This is a genomic window from Streptomyces sp. NPDC006879, assembly GCF_042869595.1.
GTDB lineage: Bacteria > Actinomycetota > Actinomycetes > Streptomycetales > Streptomycetaceae > Streptomyces.
Genome location: NZ_JBIAGC010000003.1, coordinates 56358 through 70757 on the forward strand (window position 1 = coordinate 56358; position 14400 = coordinate 70757).

12 protein-coding genes are annotated in these 14400 nt (G+C 71.4%); 5 read left to right on the top strand and 7 right to left on the bottom strand.

Annotated features, from left to right (window positions below; all coding sequences use genetic code 11):
• Positions 1-6: 6 nt before the first annotated feature.
• Both ACFYMC_RS03490 and ACFYMC_RS03495 read left to right on the top strand, forming a co-directional pair.
• Positions 7-579 (top strand): rhodanese-like domain-containing protein, encoded by a 573-nt coding sequence (locus ACFYMC_RS03490; protein ID WP_388518133.1) that lies wholly within the window; start codon positions 7-9, stop codon positions 577-579.
• A gap of 51 nt (positions 580-630) precedes the next feature.
• Positions 631-930, top strand: a complete 300-nt coding sequence (locus ACFYMC_RS03495) for a metal-sensitive transcriptional regulator (RefSeq protein WP_388518136.1) — start codon at positions 631-633, stop codon at positions 928-930.
• A gap of 117 nt (positions 931-1047) precedes the next feature.
• On the opposite strand, the gene ACFYMC_RS03500 is transcribed toward ACFYMC_RS03495, so the two are convergent.
• The 4 genes from ACFYMC_RS03500 to ACFYMC_RS03515 all read right to left on the bottom strand — a co-directional run bounded on the left by ACFYMC_RS03500 (position 1048) and on the right by ACFYMC_RS03515 (position 7690).
• Complete coding sequence (locus tag ACFYMC_RS03500) at positions 1048-3135, bottom strand: hypothetical protein (protein WP_388518139.1); 2088 nt, start codon at positions 3133-3135, stop codon at positions 1048-1050.
• 173 nt (positions 3136-3308) lie between these two features.
• On the bottom strand, positions 3309-5420 hold the full coding sequence (locus ACFYMC_RS03505; RefSeq protein ID WP_388518142.1) for a hypothetical protein: 2112 nt from the start codon (positions 5418-5420) through the stop codon (positions 3309-3311).
• Positions 5421-5494: 74 nt separating this feature from the next.
• Positions 5495-7000, bottom strand: coding sequence for a hypothetical protein (locus ACFYMC_RS03510; protein WP_388518145.1), 1506 nt, complete (start codon positions 6998-7000; stop codon positions 5495-5497).
• A gap of 315 nt (positions 7001-7315) precedes the next feature.
• A complete protein-coding gene (locus ACFYMC_RS03515) occupies positions 7316-7690 on the bottom strand; it encodes a cupin domain-containing protein (RefSeq protein WP_388518148.1) in 375 nt (124 codons plus the stop codon).
• A 68-nt stretch (positions 7691-7758) separates the two neighbouring features.
• Between ACFYMC_RS03515 and ACFYMC_RS03520 the strand changes: the two genes are divergently transcribed.
• Together ACFYMC_RS03520 and ACFYMC_RS03525 are read left to right on the top strand one after the other, a co-directional pair.
• Positions 7759-8199 carry a MarR family winged helix-turn-helix transcriptional regulator gene (locus ACFYMC_RS03520; RefSeq protein WP_388518151.1) on the top strand — a complete coding sequence of 147 codons (441 nt, stop codon included), beginning with the start codon at positions 7759-7761 and terminating at the stop codon, positions 8197-8199.
• Between the two features lie 268 nt (positions 8200-8467).
• Positions 8468-9250, top strand: a complete 783-nt coding sequence (locus ACFYMC_RS03525; RefSeq protein WP_388518154.1) for a thioesterase II family protein — start codon at positions 8468-8470, stop codon at positions 9248-9250.
• A gap of 134 nt (positions 9251-9384) precedes the next feature.
• On the opposite strand, the gene ACFYMC_RS03530 is transcribed toward ACFYMC_RS03525, so the two are convergent.
• The 3 genes from ACFYMC_RS03530 to ACFYMC_RS03540 all read right to left on the bottom strand — a co-directional run bounded on the left by ACFYMC_RS03530 (position 9385) and on the right by ACFYMC_RS03540 (position 12678).
• Positions 9385-11319 carry an ABC transporter permease gene (locus ACFYMC_RS03530; protein ID WP_388518157.1) on the bottom strand — a complete coding sequence of 645 codons (1935 nt, stop codon included), beginning with the start codon at positions 11317-11319 and terminating at the stop codon, positions 9385-9387.
• Positions 11320-11405: 86 nt separating this feature from the next.
• On the bottom strand, positions 11406-12212 hold the full coding sequence (modA, locus tag ACFYMC_RS03535; RefSeq protein ID WP_388518160.1) for a molybdate ABC transporter substrate-binding protein: 807 nt from the start codon (positions 12210-12212) through the stop codon (positions 11406-11408).
• A gap of 70 nt (positions 12213-12282) precedes the next feature.
• Positions 12283-12678: a molybdopterin-binding protein gene (locus ACFYMC_RS03540; protein WP_388518164.1), complete on the bottom strand. Its 396-nt coding sequence runs from the start codon at positions 12676-12678 to the stop codon at positions 12283-12285.
• Positions 12679-12941: 263 nt separating this feature from the next.
• Between ACFYMC_RS03540 and ACFYMC_RS03545 the strand changes: the two genes are divergently transcribed.
• Positions 12942-14300: a DUF2254 domain-containing protein gene (locus ACFYMC_RS03545; protein WP_388518167.1), complete on the top strand. Its 1359-nt coding sequence runs from the start codon at positions 12942-12944 to the stop codon at positions 14298-14300.
• Positions 14301-14400: the final 100 nt, after the last annotated feature.

The window sequence follows — 14400 nt, forward strand, 5'->3', positions numbered from 1 at the left end:
CCCAGGATGACCACCCCCCACACACTCGACCCCCGCCAGGCCCGCTCCCGGTTGCACGAACTGGTCGTCCTCGACGTCCGAACCCCCGGCGAGTTCGCGGCGGGGCATCTGCCCGGCGCCCTGAACGTCCCCCTGGACCACCTCCAGCGCGCCCTGCCCGACATCCGCCACGCCGCCGAACGCGGGGACGTCCTCGTGGTCTGCGCCTCCGGCGCCCGCTCCGAGCGGGCCTGTAGGACCTTGGCGGACAGCGGCGTCAACACCGCTACGCTCGCCGGGGGCACCAGCGCCTGGGCCGCCGGAGGCCATGACCTCCACCGGCCCGACGGGGGCGCCGGTGCCGCCTGGAGCATGGAGCGTCAGGTCCGCCTCGCGGCCGGTACGGTCGTCCTGGCGGGCCTCGCTCTGGGGCGTGTGCACCCCGCCTTCCGGTTGCTGTCCGCCGGTGTCGCCGCTGGGTTGGCGTTCTCCGCCCTGACCAACACGTGTGGAATGGCCGCCGTCCTCGCCAAGCTTCCGCACAACCGCCCCCACGAGGGCGATCTGGAGGCCACTCTCGCGTCCCTGCGCAGCCGTTGACCGCGGGAGTCCGGCTGACCACCGCAGGTGACCCATACCCCCTGGGGTACCATGGGGGAGGACTCAGAGGAGCTGGAGGTACCGGTGAAGGTCGACGAAGACGCGGTGAGTGCGGTCTTGAACCGGCTGCGCCGCGCGCAGGGACAACTCGCTGGCGTCATCGCCATGATCGAGGCCGGCCGTGACTGCAAGGACGTGGTCACCCAGCTCGCAGCCGTCTCCAAGGCGTTGGACCGCGCTGGCTTCAAGATCGTCGCCAGCGGCATGCGCCAGTGCATGACGGCGGCTGACGAGAACCAACCCCCCATGAGCGAGGAAGAACTCGAAAAGCTCTTCCTGGCCCTGGCCTGATAGGGCACCCGCGGTGCGGCCCTGCTGCCAGGGCGCGCGCAATCGGCTCCGGCCGGGCGGAGGAGTCATCTCCTCCGCCCGGCCGGAGCCGTGCGTTTCGTTGTGCTGTCGGGGATGTCAGGGCGTGGACTTGTCCACTTCCAGATCGGCGGTGGGGTCCTTGACCGTGCCGCCGGGGGGACCGGCCGCGTCGCTGGTGTTGTTCTCCGGCTTCGGGTCGGCGGTGAGGGAGTCCACGGTGGCCGTGTTGCGGATGTCGGATCCGTCACCGGTGTAGCCGGCACTCAGCTTCACCTTGATCACCCAGGTGACGGAGGCGCCGGGCGCGAGGCGGGGGAGCGGGCCACAGGTGACGGTGCGGCCGGAAGTGCAGCTCTCGTCGCCGGACACGAAGCTGAGCGCGGTCGGAAGCGTGTCGCTCACCGTGACCTGCTCCGCCTGCGACGGCCCGTTGTTGGTGACGGTCAGCGCGTAGTCGAAGGTCTCACCCGGTGCTACGGGGTCCGTCTGGACGGGAGCCTTCGTGATGGCGAGGTCCGCGGCGGGCGCGGCCACGTTGCCGCCGGGCACGTTGGCGGTGCTCTGGTCGTTCTCGCTGGCCGGGTCGATGTTGTCCGCCGTGACCTGCGCGGTGTTCTTCAGGTCGCTGCCGTCGCCCGAGTAGGCGGGGTCCACCTTCACGGTGAGGAGGTACTCCACTCGCTCGCCGACCTTGAGCGGGCTGGTACGCCTACAGGAGACCAGCCGGCCGGAGACCGTGCAGCCCTCCGGGGAGGAGGCCACGTAGGACAGACCCTCGGGGAGGTCGTCGGTGAGCTTGAGGTTGAAGGCGTCGGCGGACGGGCCGTTGTTGGTGACCTCGATCCGGTAGTCGAAGGTCTCGCCAGGAACGGGCGGTTCGGTGCCCAGCGCCTCCTTGCGGACTGCGAGGTCGGCGGTGGGCTTGTTGACGGTGCTGCCCGGCAGGCCCGCCGGGCTGCTGGTGTTGTTCTCCGGCTTCGGGTCCTTGGTGGTCGAGCTTGCGGTGGCGGTGTTGCGGACGTCGGAGCCGTCGCCGGTGTAGTTGCTGTCCAGACGGACCTTGAAGCTCCAGCTCTTGGACTCTCCCGGAGCCAGCACGGCCACCGGCCCACAGGTGACGGTGGCGTCCTCGGTGGTGCAGTCGTCCGCGGAGGAGACGAAGGAGAGCTGCTCCGGAAGCAGGTCGGTGATCTTGGTGTTCAGGGCGCGGGAGGGCCCGTCGTTGGTCACCGTGACCGTGTAGTCGAAGGTCTCCCCGGGAGCGATGGGGGTGTCCGTGGCCGGTCGTTTGACCGTCCACACATCGGCTTGCGGCACGGTGACCCCGCCCGGGGGCAGTACCGGGCGTGAGGTGTTGTCCGCGGGCTCAGGGTCGGTGGAGGCGGAGGTCGAAGTGGCGGTGTTGCGCAGGTCGCTGCCGTCGCCCTCGTAGGCGGCGTCCAGCTTCACCTTGAAGGTCCACACCACTTCGCCGCCCGGTACCAACCGGGCCAGGGGGCCGCAGCTGACGCTCTGGCCGGAAGCCGCGCACGGATCCGCCGAGGAGACGTACGTCAGGCCGTCCGGCAGAGTGTCGGTGATGGTCACGTTGCGGGCGTCAGAGGGGCCCTTGTTGGTGGTGCGGACCTCGTACTCGTACTCCTGGCCGGGGATCGTCGGCCCCGACCCGAGCGGGGTCTTGACGGTGGCCAGGTCCGATACGGGGTCGAACGGGCCCGGTGGGAAGACGGGTCCGGCATCGTTGTTGTCAGGGGTGGGGTCGGTGGCTTCCGACTCGCCACGGGCGCTGTTGCCGAGGTCGGAGCCGTCTCCCTGGTAGGACGGGCTGAGTCTGGCCAGGAAGGTCCAGCTCCTGCTCTGACCGACGGTCAACTCGGGCTCCGGCCCGCAGGTGACGGTCTGCCCCACCGCGGTGCAGCCGTCGGAGGAGCTGACGAAGGTGATGCCGTTCGGCAGCTTGTCCGTTGCGGTGACGTTGCGGGCGAGAGAGGGACCGTGGTTCTTCGCGGTCAGGGTGTAGGTGATCAGATCACCGGGGGCCTTGGCCCGCACCACGCCCACTTCGACGGGTTGCCGAGGTGGCGCCGCGGCGGTGGCAGGGCTGGCGAAGAGGGCGGCTGCGCAGAGCACGGCGGCCGTTGTCCACACAGCCGGCCGCCGACCGGGCCTGGGTGTCCTCGTCATCGGGGCTCTCCTTCGTGGATGCCCCCGGCTTCGACCGGGGGAGGGAACGTAGCTCCTGCGGAGCAGGTCCGAGGGCGCGTGTGGGACGGCCGCACAAGGTCTGTACGGGAATCGGACAAGAGGGCGGTGCAGCTCGTGCGGCCCCGCCGTGGCACGCGGTGCTTCCCGGACGGTCAACCGGAACCGATCCGCTTGGTCAACTCCACGTCCGCGCTGGCCGGTCGGACCTTGCCGCCCGGGGGGCCGGCGGTACTGCTGTTGTTGCCCGGGTCGGGGTCGAAGGTGTCGGACCGTGCCGTCGCCGTGTTGCGTACGGTCGTACCGTCGCCCGTGTAGCCGGGATCGAGTCGGACGGTGAAGGTCCAGGTCCTGGCCTGCCCCGGGACGAGTTCCGCGGCAGGCCCGCAGCTGATCGTCCGGCCGGAGGCCGTGCACCCCTCGGGGGCCGAGACGAACTCCAGGGCGGGGATGAGCGTGTCGGTGATCGTCACCTGTTGGGCTACGGAGGGGCCGCGATTGGTGACCGTAACGGTGTACGGGTACGTCTCACCGGGCGCGACGGCATCAGAGGTCCCCGGCTCCTTGACCGTGACCAGATCGGCCCGGGGCGCCGTCACGCCCCCGGGTGGGGCAGTCGCCTGACTGGTGTCGTTCGCGGGACGGGGGTCGGTGACGGCGTGTCGGGTGGTGGCCGTGTTCAGCAGGTCGGTGCCGTCTGCGCGGTAGGCCGGATCCAGCCGCACCCGGAAGGTCCAGGAAGTCTGACCGCCGGCGGCGAGGGTGGCCCGCGCCGGGCAGGTGACCACCTGTCCGCTGGCGGTACAGCCGTCGGGGGAGGAACGGAACCGCAGGGGCGCCGGCAGGGTGTCGACCGCGTCGACGGCGGTGGTGTCGGAGGGCCCTAGGTTGCGGGCGGTGATCCGGTAGTCGAACTCCTCACCCGGGGCCACCGGGCCGGTGCCCAGGGCCTCCTTGACCGCCGCGACGTCCGCGAGGGCGGTCACGACGGTGGCCGGGGACGTCGCGGTGTTGTCCTCCGGACGGGAATCGGACCGGTCGCCCGGAGCCTGCACGGTCGCGGTGTTGCGCAAAGTGGTGGGCCCTGCCGGGGCGTTGCCGGTGATCGTGTAGGTGACGGATCCGCCCCTCTTGAGGTCGGCCGTGGTCCGTAGGGCGTTGCCGCTGCCCGAGGGCTGCCCACAGCTCCCGCCGGTGCCGGCACGGCAGGTCCACCTCACGTCGGTGAGCTCGGGGACGTCATCGCGGACCTGCGCGCCCACCACGTTGTTGGTCTGACTGTTGGAAACCGTGACGGTGTAGGTGACCGGCCCCCCACCGGCCGGCACGGTGGCGGTGTTCACCGTCTTGGTGACGCTCAGGTCCACTGGCACGCTGATCTTCAGGTCACCGATCTCGTGGACGTTCGTCGCCCCACCGGTGCCGCCGGAGAAACCCACCTTCAAGGTGGCCGGCAGTGACGGTTGGTTGGGGATGGTGCTGACGTCGAAGTCGTCGATGAGCTTGCTCATCGCGGTACCGGGCCCGCTGTCGGACCACAGGGAGAGCAACATCTTGCCGCCACTGGGCTGGAGGGCGACGCGGACCGTACGGAAGCTGCTCTGCTTGCCGGTCTCCACTGTCCCGCCCGGTCCGGATACGGCCGTGCCGTAGCGGTAGCCGGTGGAGCCGTTGCCGCCACCGCGGACCACGATCCTGTTCGGCTGGTTGCCGGGGCCGCCGTTGCCGATGTCGGAAGCCGAGAAGTTGCCGAACTCGTCCAGTCCGATGCCCAGGTAGGCCCCCGGGACGCCGTTCGGTGAGGAACAGGTGAAGCGGCTCGTGGCGCAGGCGTAACCCAGGCCGCCGCCCAAGGCCCCGACACCGTTCGCCGCCGCCCCGTCGGTCAGGTAGAAGGACAGCCCGTCGCCCCGTTTGCCGTCGAAGGCGCTGCCCCCGTAGGTGGCGTAGGTGAACTCGGCGACCATCCCGAGGTCGGAGGAGAAGGAGTCGTTCATCTTCCACGTTCCGGCCTGGCTGCGGCTGGCCGAGGTCAGCCGCATCCAGCCGTCACCGGTGACGGCCGCACTGCCCACGGTGGTACCGGAGTTCGAGGCGCTGTCGAAGGGCTCGTGCACGGGGAAGGCCAGCGCGCGGGGCCGGGCTGACGGCTCCGCCGCGGCGTCGGCTGCGGCGGGGATCCCGGGTGCGACCAGTGCCGCCGCGCTCAGCAAGGACAGCACGACACGTGCGGTCCGCCGCCGGCAGGTGCTCCACGGCGCTCTCATCAGGATGTGTTCCTCGTCTCTTTCCATGGAAGGGGTGGGGCCGGGCGGCGTTGCCCTTCGGTTCGCGCGAGGTGTCAGGTTCGGCGTCGGAGGGCCGTGCGCAGCCCCGCTCCGCCGGCCACCAGCAGGCCCGAGACCCACCACGACCACGCCGGCACGCCGGCACCGGAGTCCGCCAGCTGCCCGCGTCCGGCGCCGGACGCGTGATCGCGCCCCTGTTCGTGAGCGTCGGGGTGCTTGCCGTGGTGGTCGGGCCGGTGCCCGTCCGGCTCGGCGACCAGGCACAGCGGTCCTCCGCCGGGCCCGGTGGTGCCGGGGGCGTTGGCGTTGTCCGAGAGGTCGGGGTCGTCAGTCCGGGCCCTGACCTGCGCGATGTTGTCGATCGGAGTGCAGCTTCCACCGGCGGCGCGACTGCCCCCGTTGGCCTTGACCTTCACGACGATGCGGTATCGGACGGTCGCCTCGACATCCAGCTGTTCCCTGATCGGGCACAGCACGGTGTTGTCCTGGGCGGGGGTTGCGGCGCAGCCGTCCGGTGAGGAGACGAAGCTGAGCCGGGACGGCAGGTGGTCGCTCACCTGCACGGTGCGGGCCTGCGCCGGACCGTGGTTGACCACGGTGATCCGGTACTCGAACTCCTCGCCGGGCGTGACGCCCTTGCGCCCGCTGGTGAGTACGGCGGTCTTCGTCAAGGAGAGGTCCGCGGTGCGTACCTCGGGCGGAACCTCCAACCCCGTCAGAGTGGTCGTGTTGTTGTCGGGGTCGGGATCGGCGGTGTCCGCCTCGACGACTGCCTCGTTGACGATGTCCGATCCGTCGCCGCCGTAGCCCGCGGCCAGCCGAACGGTGATCAGCCAGGTGTGGGACCGCCCCGCGGCCAGGGTGGTCAGCGGTCCGCAGGTGACCGTACGGCCCGTCGCCCGGCAGCCGTCCGGTGAGGAGACGAACTCCAAGGCGGCGGGGAGCCTGTCGGTGGCCGTGACCTGCCGGGCGTCGGAGGGCCCGTGATTGGTGACGGTCACTGCGTAGTCGAAGGTCGGGCCCGGCGCCCTGCTGGTGGCGCCCCCGCTGTCACGCAGGAGACGGCCGTCCGTACGCAGGGCTCCGCTCGCGCTGAGATCCGCGGTGTCCGGTGTGGCCGCCGGATCCGTTTGCGTGCTCGGCCGTTCTCGGCCGGTAGTCCCGGCTGTGGCGTGCGACCCGGTGGCAGGTCCTCGTGCCGGGCCCTCGGCCACGGGGCTGGCGGGCGGTGGGGAACCGGGGGGTGCCACGGTTGCCCGCACGTGCTCGGGGGCCTGGGCGTTCACCCCTTCGAGGAGGGCGGCTCCCTCGGGGACGTGCTCTTCGGGGCCGGCGCCGGTCGTGGCGTCCTCGTCCGTCGAAGCCGCTGTGGCCGTACGTGGCTGCGCGTGCGCGCTCGGGGGCACCGTCGTGGCGGGTGCGCCTGCTGTCGCGCTCGGCGGTGCGATGAGGTCCCCCGGGGACAGGGCGGCTGCCGCGGGGGCCAGCAACCCGCTCGCGCAGCAGATGCCGAGCACCCCCAGCAGGCGCCGATGCGAACTCCAGCGAATCCCGCGCATGCCTCGCATGGTCACCCTTCACCCGTACGCCCGCGGCTGATGTGCCGTCATGCACCCTTACCCGGTCATTTCTTCACATTTATGCAGAAATGGACCACGGGGTGACCCGCATGATGCAGCTGACGGGGGAGCAGATTCCACCGTTCGGCCCCGAAGTGGCCGAGATTCGGCGAAGTCGGATGCCGTGTGGGCCGTGCTGGAGGAGGGTGGGTGGTGGGCCGGGAGGTGCGCTGCTGCTGCTTCGTGACGCTCAATCAGACCGGGTGCGGGGTGCTGCCCCGCCGCTCGTGGGTCGACTCCGGCCGCCGGATCCGTTCACTGGGCCCAGGGTGGGGTGATCGTGCTGCCGTCGGCGAGTCGGGCGCGCAGGCCGGTGCGGGTGGTGACCCACAGGTGCGCCGGCTGGTCGAACGAGTTGGTCACCCGTAGTTCGGAACCCGGCGGCGCCACGGCCGCATCGCCGACCGCGAGGTCGGCGCTCACTCCGCTGATCGTGAGCCGCAGGCGGCCGGAGAGCAGATAGAACACTTCCTCCTGGCTGATGGTGTGGGCGGGGGCCGCAGTCCCTGCCGGGACCTCGACCCGCCAGGCCGCGAGTTCCTGGCCGCCCGTGCCGGAGTGAACGTAGGAGACGAAGCGGGCGCCGTGCGTTTCGTGCGTGGTCGCCTCGTCGCGGTGGATGAAGGGCATGTCGGCCTCCTTTATAGACAAGCCACTTGCTGATAAAGACAAGCAGCTTGACGAGTTATAGTCAACCCATGGATGAAGCCCTCGCCTTCCCCACGCTCGTGCTGGCGCTCTCCGGGCAGTTGGTGCACAAGATCCACGCGCAGGTGTCCCAGCAGGGCTTCGACGACCTGAGGCCAGCGCACGGATTCGCCTTCGCCCGGATCTCCCGCGGGGACGCGACCACCGCCCACCTGGCCGAGCACATGGGGGTCACCAAGCAGGCAGCCGCGCAGCTGGTCGAGGAGCTGGTCCGCAAGGGGTACGTGGTGCGCCGGCCCCACCCCCAGGACGCTCGTGCGCGACTCCTGGGTCTGACCGAATCCGGTCGGGCCGCGACCCGCGCCGCCGATGAGGCGGCCCGGGCCGCGGTCGCACCGTGGCAGGAGGCGCTGGGCGAGGCCCGCTTCCGTGAACTCGTCGCCGACCTTTCCCGACTGGCGGCGTCAGGGCCGATCCGTCCCGCCTGGTAGTGCCGACCCTGGCTGGAAAGCAGCCCTGGAGAGCCGGCGAATACTGCCATCCACGGCGCTCGGCCAGCGCAGGTCCCCCGGGGTGGGCCCGTGCGCAAACGCCCTGTACAGCAGCAGGTTTCGAGCTTCGCTCGCTGGTTCACGCGGCCGGAACGAGGCGTTTCGCCGGGCGTGGTGCAGCCCTTAGGGTGAGTCGGACTGATCGACAGGGGGGTCGTGCCGCCGTCCGTCTCCGGGCGGCGAAGTGCGCGGCCGGAATCGGGGTGGCATGACCGGCGTACGGCGCCCACGGGTGGACGCTTGCGATCCGTGGTTCCAGCGGCACCTCGTGGACCGTCCACGCCTGCGTCTGGTGTGCTTCGCGCATGCCGGTGGCGGCGCGCAGAGCTACTTCGGGTGGCCGGCCGGGCTGTCGGACGAGGTCGAGGTGCTGTCGGTTCAGTACCCCGGAAGGCACAACCGACTCGCCGAGAGCCCCCTGCTCGCCATGACCGAGCTGGCGGACGCCATCACCGTGGCCCTCAAAGCCTACTCGGGGCTGCCCCTGGTGCTGTTCGGGCACAGCATGGGCTCCGCCGTCGCCTACGAGGTGGCGACCCGGCTCGAACGCGACGGCGGAGCCCATCTGCGCCGGCTGTTCGTCTCCGGTCGAGGCGCCCCCCACCGCGGGTACGGCAGCCATCGAGAGCTCGCAACGGACGACGCGTCACTGATCGAGTCGGTCCGTTGCCTCTCCGGACGGGACGCCGAACTCTACGAACACCCGGAGATGCGGGAGTTCCTGCTGCCGCCGCTGCGCGCGGACTACACGCTGTTGGACCGGTACCGGCCCGCCCGGCCGCCCGTGCGCATCGCCGCACCCATCACCTCCTACGGAGGCGACCGGGACCCCGTCTGCGCCGTGGCCGAACTGGACAGTTGGGCCGAGGTCACCGAGTCCGCCCACGAGGTGCGGATCTTCCCCGGGGACCACTTCTACCTGCGCGGCCAGGAGCCCGCACTCCTGGCGCACCTCTCCCAGGTGCTGCACACGGACGGCCTTCTGGACTGAACCGGTGCCATGACCGGATGGGCCATGGCCTCGCGGCGCCCGCCAGCGGCCCACGGCAGGAAGCGGGGAACGCCTCGCGCCACGTCCCGCTCCCATGAGGGGCGAGGCCATGCGCGGCGCATGAGCCCGACCGGTCACCGCGGTACCAGGCTCGCCTCCGTGGCTTTGACGCTGGTCCACACGGGCATCCCCTCGGCGAGGGCCAGTTCGGCCGCTGCCTGCGGGGTGATCTCGGCGACCAGGTCGGGAGCCTCCTTCGAGGTGATGAGCAGACGCAGACGGCTCCCGCTGGCGGTGATCTCCCGGACCGTGCCCGGCCAGATGTTGCGGGGGCTGCCGCTCGGTCGGGTCCGGTGTACGGCCACGGCCTCGGGCGCGATGACGGCCAGAGCCGCAGTGCCCGCCGAGAGCGGCTCGGCGGTGACCAGCGTGCCGCCGCCTTCGAGGGCCAGGCCGTCCCCGGTGGCGGTGCCAGGCCAGGCGTTGCGGCCGAGCATCCGGGCCACCCACGGGGAGCGGGGGTGGCGGGTGACCTCGGCCGGCGGGGCGTCCTGGAGGGTGCGCCCCTCGTCCAGGACGAGGACGCGATCGGCGAGGGAGACGGCCTCGACCGGATCATGGGTGACGATCAGCGCGACGCCGGCGAACCCGTCGAGGTGGCGCCGCAGGGTATGCCGCACGTGGGCGCGGGTGGCCTGGTCGAGGGCGGCCAACGGTTCGTCGAGGAGCAGCAGGCGGGGGCGGGCGGCGAGAGCGCGGGCCAAGGCAACCCGTTGGGCCTGGCCGCCGGAGAGCTGGGTGGGCCGGCGGTGGGCGAGGTGGCCGACCCCCAGGCGGTCCAGCCAGGCCTGCGCCTCACGGCGGGACTCGCTGCGCGGCACGCCCTGGGCGCGCAGCCCGTACGAGGTGTTGGCCAGGGCGCTCAGGTGAGGGAAGAGGGCGCCGTCCTGCGGGACCCAGGCGACGTGACGCCGGTGTGGCGGCAGATCGGTGACCTCGACCTCGCCGAGGCGGAGCACGGCGCGAGACCGTGGGGTGAGTCCCAGTAGGGCCCGCAGCAAGGTGGTCTTGCCGGCGCCATTGGGGCCGACGACGGCGATCGTGGTGCCGGGCGCCGCGTGAAGGGTCAGTTGGTTGAAGCCACAGACCTCTGCGTCCAGCGACCAGCTCCCCCCGGCCGCAGGTGCGGCGGTGTCGGCTGCCGAGCCCGCGGGGGTGCCCGCGTCTGTTTCACCGGGCGCCTTGGTCGCGCTGCGCCGAGGAGAGGGCGTACCGGTCCAGCGCCCTCTCAGTGCGACGAGGACGAGCATCGCGATGGCTAGGAGCAGCAAGGAGACGGAGGTCGCCGCCTCCGGCTCCTCCTGGAGCAGCAGGTACACCTGGAGGGGCAGCGTCTGGGTGGTGCCGGGAAGGTTGCCGGCGAAGGTGATGGTGGCGCCGAACTCCCCGAGCGCACGGGCCCAGGTCAGTGCGGCGCCGGCGGCCAGACCGGGCGCGACCATCGGAATCGTCACGGTGAAGAACACCCGTAGCGGGGAGGCGCCGAGGGAGGCGGCGGTCTCCTCGTAACGGGGCCGCAGCCCGCCGAGCGCTCCTTCCAAACTGATGATCAGGAAGGGCATCGCGACGAAGGTGGCGGCGAGCACGGCCCCCGAGGTGTGGAAGGGGAGGGTGATCCCGAAGGTGCCCTCCAGCCAGGGTCCGAGGAGCCCTCGGCGGCCGAAGGCGAGGAGCAGTGCGACGCCGCCCACCGTCGGCGGAAGCACCATGGGCAACAGGACCAGGGACCGCACGAGCGCCTTGCCGGGGAACGGCACCCGCGCCAGCATCCAGGCCAGCGGCACTCCGAACAGGAGCGAGAGCCCCAGGGCCCAACCGGAGACGAGGAGGGAGAGCCGCAGGGCCTGGACGGTGGCAGGGGCGGAAAGGTCGCCGAGGAGCTCCTCCCAGGAGGTACGGGCCAGGACGGCGAGAAGGGGGAGCAGCAGGAAGGCGACCGCGAGGAGCGCCGGGAGGGCCAGGGCGATCGGAGCGCGGGGGCCGTGCGGGGCGCGGCGGGGAGGTTTCATCGGTGGGTCCCGGTGGTCGGGGAGGGTCGGGGCGCCCGGCGGTCCGCTTCCGCTGGCATCGGGCTGTCGGCGCCGGGCCCTTCGGGTCAGGGGCTCTGGAAGCCGGCTTCGAGCATGATCCGTTGCGCTGGTGGCGTCGTGAGCCAGGACACGAAGGCGGTTGCCGCCCCCGGGTTCTTCGTTGTCTTCAAGGTGGCCGCCGGGTACTGGGCGACGACGTTGCTCGCATCGGGGATCTGAACTTCCGTCACCTTGCCCTTGGCCGCTGCGACATCGGTCCGGTACACCAGCCCCGCATCCGCCTCGCCCCACTCCACCTTGCTGAGGACCGCGCGCACGTTCGGCTCCAGGGACACCGGGTGCACGGTGAGGTTCTGGGCGTCCAGGACCTTCTTGCTGTAGCGGCCGACGGGTACCTCGGGCGCGGCCAGCACCACCTTCAGCCGGGCGTCGACGAGGTCCTTCACCTCATTGATCCGGTGCGGATTCCCCTTGGCGGTAGCTATCACGAGCCGGTTCTTCGCGATGACCGCCGTCGGGTTGGTCTCCTTCCGCAGCCCGTCCATCGTCTTGGTGTCGGCGGTGACCAGCACGTCGGCGGGGGCGCCCTGTTTGACCTGGGCGGCCAGCGCCTGGGAGCCGGCGAAGGAGAAGGTGACCTTGGTGCCGGGGTGGGAGTCCTCATAGGCAGCGCCGACCGCCTTGAACACCTCGGTCAGTGAGGCCGCAGCCAGGACCGTCAGGTCCGCCGGAGCGGCCGGCGGTGAGCCTTGGGTGTCCGCGCCGGTCCCGGTGCCTGCCGTGTCCTTGGCCCCGCACGCGGCGGCGAGGGGGACCAGGAGTGCCGTGGCCAGGGCGAGCGCGATGTGTCGCCGGGTCGGTGCGTCGGGCATGGGGCGGACTCCGGGTGGAAGTGATCGGTTCGTGGTCGTCGGCGCGGTGACGGCTCGCGCGGGCACGGGTTCAGGCGCGGTCGATGTGCACGCTGGTCGACTTCACGCGGGCGGTGGCCTGCACGCCGACTTCCAGTCCCAGTTCCTCGACGGCTTCTCTGGTCAGCAAGGACACCAGCCGGTGGGGCCCGGCCTGGATCTCGACCTGTGCCGCGATGTCGCCGAGTTTGACGGCGGTGACGATGCCGGCGAAGGCGTTGCGGGCGGAGGTGTACACGACTCCTTCCTCTGCGGTGGCGTCCTTGGCCACCTCGATGGAGAAGGCGGCCAGATCGCGGCCGTCGATGACGCGGCGCCCGCCGTCGTCGCGATGGGTCGCGATCCGGCCGGCGTCCGCCCAGCGGCGGGCGGTGTCGGGGCTGACGCCGAGCAGACGTGCCGCCTGCCCGATGGTGTAGGACTGCATGTGCGCCACGCTAGAGCTCTAATCCTTGCATGTACAACCCCTTTCGTTGGTTCGCCAGGGCAGCTGCGTGATGGTTCAGAGGAATCCCCAAAGCTACGTTGACGGGGCCCGGCGTGGAACACCGGGCGTCGCAGGGCACCTGATCGCCGCGCCCGCAGGGTGGCGGGCCTTCCGTGGGGCCGCGGCCAGGGCACTCGCCCGGGGCTGCGCCACCGCGGAGCGGCTCTCCGTCCGGGCCGCGCCGGCCCGCTACCGTCACGGGCATGACCGAGCGATCATCCGGGCGCCTGAGCGTGCTCGGCGACACCTGGCGCACACAGCTGTGGCCGATCCCGGCCCTGAGCGTGCTCCTGGCCGTCGTCCTCGGAATCGGCCTGCCCCGGCTGGATTCGAGGCTGGGAGGCAACCTGCCGCGCGCGGTGGCGGACTACCTCTTCAGCGGTGACCCGCAAGCGGCGCGCACCATGCTCTCCGTGGTCGCGGGATCGCTGATCACGGCGACCTCGCTCATCTTCTCCCTGACCGTGGTGGCCCTTCAGCTCGCCAGCAGCCAGTACTCGCCCAGGCTGTTGCGCACCTTTGCCGGTGACCGCGTCGTCCACGCCACCCTCGCCGTCCTGCTCGGGACCTTCACCTACACGCTCACCGTGTTGCGGACCATCCGTGATGCCGTCGACGGGCGTGGTGGGCAGGTGCCGCAGGTTTCGGTGACGTTGGTGTACCTCCTGGCCCTGGCCAGCGTGATGGCCCTGGTGGGGTTCCTGGCGCACGTCACCCGTCAGATCCGGGTGGAGACGATCCTGCGCGACGTCCACGCCGAGAGCAGCGGCACGCTGAGGCGCACCCTGGGCGCCGAGCCCAGCCCGGTCCCCGCCGACCTGCCGGTGCCGCCCGGGTACGGGACGACGCTGGTGTGTGGGCACGGTTCGGGGTTCTTGACCTCGATCGACGAGGCGGAACTGCTGGCGGCGGCCGTGGACCTCGGTGCGGTGGTGGTCTTGGACTGTTCGCCGGGGGACTCCCTGATCGCAGGCACTCCCATCGCCACCGCCTGGCCGGCCTCGGGCAGGGTGCTTCTGGACGATCCGGAGGAACTGATCCGGCGCACTGCCGCCGCGGTGCACACCGGCATCGAGCGCACGGCAGCCCAGGACCCTTCGTTCGGCCTGCGTCAGATCGTGGATGTGGCCGTTCGGGCGCTCTCACCTGGCATCAACGATCCGACCACGGCCGTGCACGCCCTCGGCCACGCCTGCGCGCTGTTGGTCGAAGCGGCGGGCAGGAACACCAACTCCAAGCTGCTGCGCGACGACGAGGGCGTCGTCCGCGTGGTGCTGCCGCGTCCCGACTTCGCCGCACTCCTCGCGGTGGCCGTGGACCAGCCGCGCCGCTACGGGGCGCAGGAACCGCACGTACTGGTACGCCTGTACGCGCTGCTGCGCGAGGTGGCCTGGGTCGCCTCGCGGCCCGAGCAGCGGCAGGCGGTCGCGGACCAACTGCTGCGCCTGGACGCGACCGCGGACCGGCCCGACCGGGAGCCCACCGATCGGATGCGGCTGCGGGAACTCAGCCGGGCGGTGCGTGAGGCGCTCGACGGCCGGTGGGTGACGGCCGCCCGGTAGGCGGGCGCCCCGAATCCCGTTGGGTTCGTGGGAAGCCACCCGCCATGTCAGCGCGCGTCCGGCCCGTGCCGCAGCGCAGTTGAGGGCGCGGGCTGTTCCA

Coding starts and splice junctions, on each gene's coding strand:
- ACFYMC_RS03540 (WP_388518164.1), bottom strand. CDS start 12,678: ATGCAGTCCTACACCATCGGGCAGGCGGCACGTCTGCTCGGCGTCAGC.
- ACFYMC_RS03510 (WP_388518145.1), bottom strand. CDS start 7,000: ATGCGCGGGATTCGCTGGAGTTCGCATCGGCGCCTGCTGGGGGTGCTC.
- ACFYMC_RS03520 (WP_388518151.1), top strand. CDS start 7,759: ATGGATGAAGCCCTCGCCTTCCCCACGCTCGTGCTGGCGCTCTCCGGG.
- modA (WP_388518160.1), bottom strand. CDS start 12,212: ATGCCCGACGCACCGACCCGGCGACACATCGCGCTCGCCCTGGCCACG.
- ACFYMC_RS03505 (WP_388518142.1), bottom strand. CDS start 5,420: ATGAGAGCGCCGTGGAGCACCTGCCGGCGGCGGACCGCACGTGTCGTG.
- ACFYMC_RS03515 (WP_388518148.1), bottom strand. CDS start 7,690: ATGCCCTTCATCCACCGCGACGAGGCGACCACGCACGAAACGCACGGC.
- ACFYMC_RS03530 (WP_388518157.1), bottom strand. CDS start 11,319: ATGAAACCTCCCCGCCGCGCCCCGCACGGCCCCCGCGCTCCGATCGCC.
- ACFYMC_RS03490 (WP_388518133.1), top strand. CDS start 7: ATGACCACCCCCCACACACTCGACCCCCGCCAGGCCCGCTCCCGGTTG.
- ACFYMC_RS03525 (WP_388518154.1), top strand. CDS start 8,468: ATGACCGGCGTACGGCGCCCACGGGTGGACGCTTGCGATCCGTGGTTC.
- ACFYMC_RS03500 (WP_388518139.1), bottom strand. CDS start 3,135: ATGACGAGGACACCCAGGCCCGGTCGGCGGCCGGCTGTGTGGACAACG.
- ACFYMC_RS03545 (WP_388518167.1), top strand. CDS start 12,942: ATGACCGAGCGATCATCCGGGCGCCTGAGCGTGCTCGGCGACACCTGG.
- ACFYMC_RS03495 (WP_388518136.1), top strand. CDS start 631: ATGGGGGAGGACTCAGAGGAGCTGGAGGTACCGGTGAAGGTCGACGAA.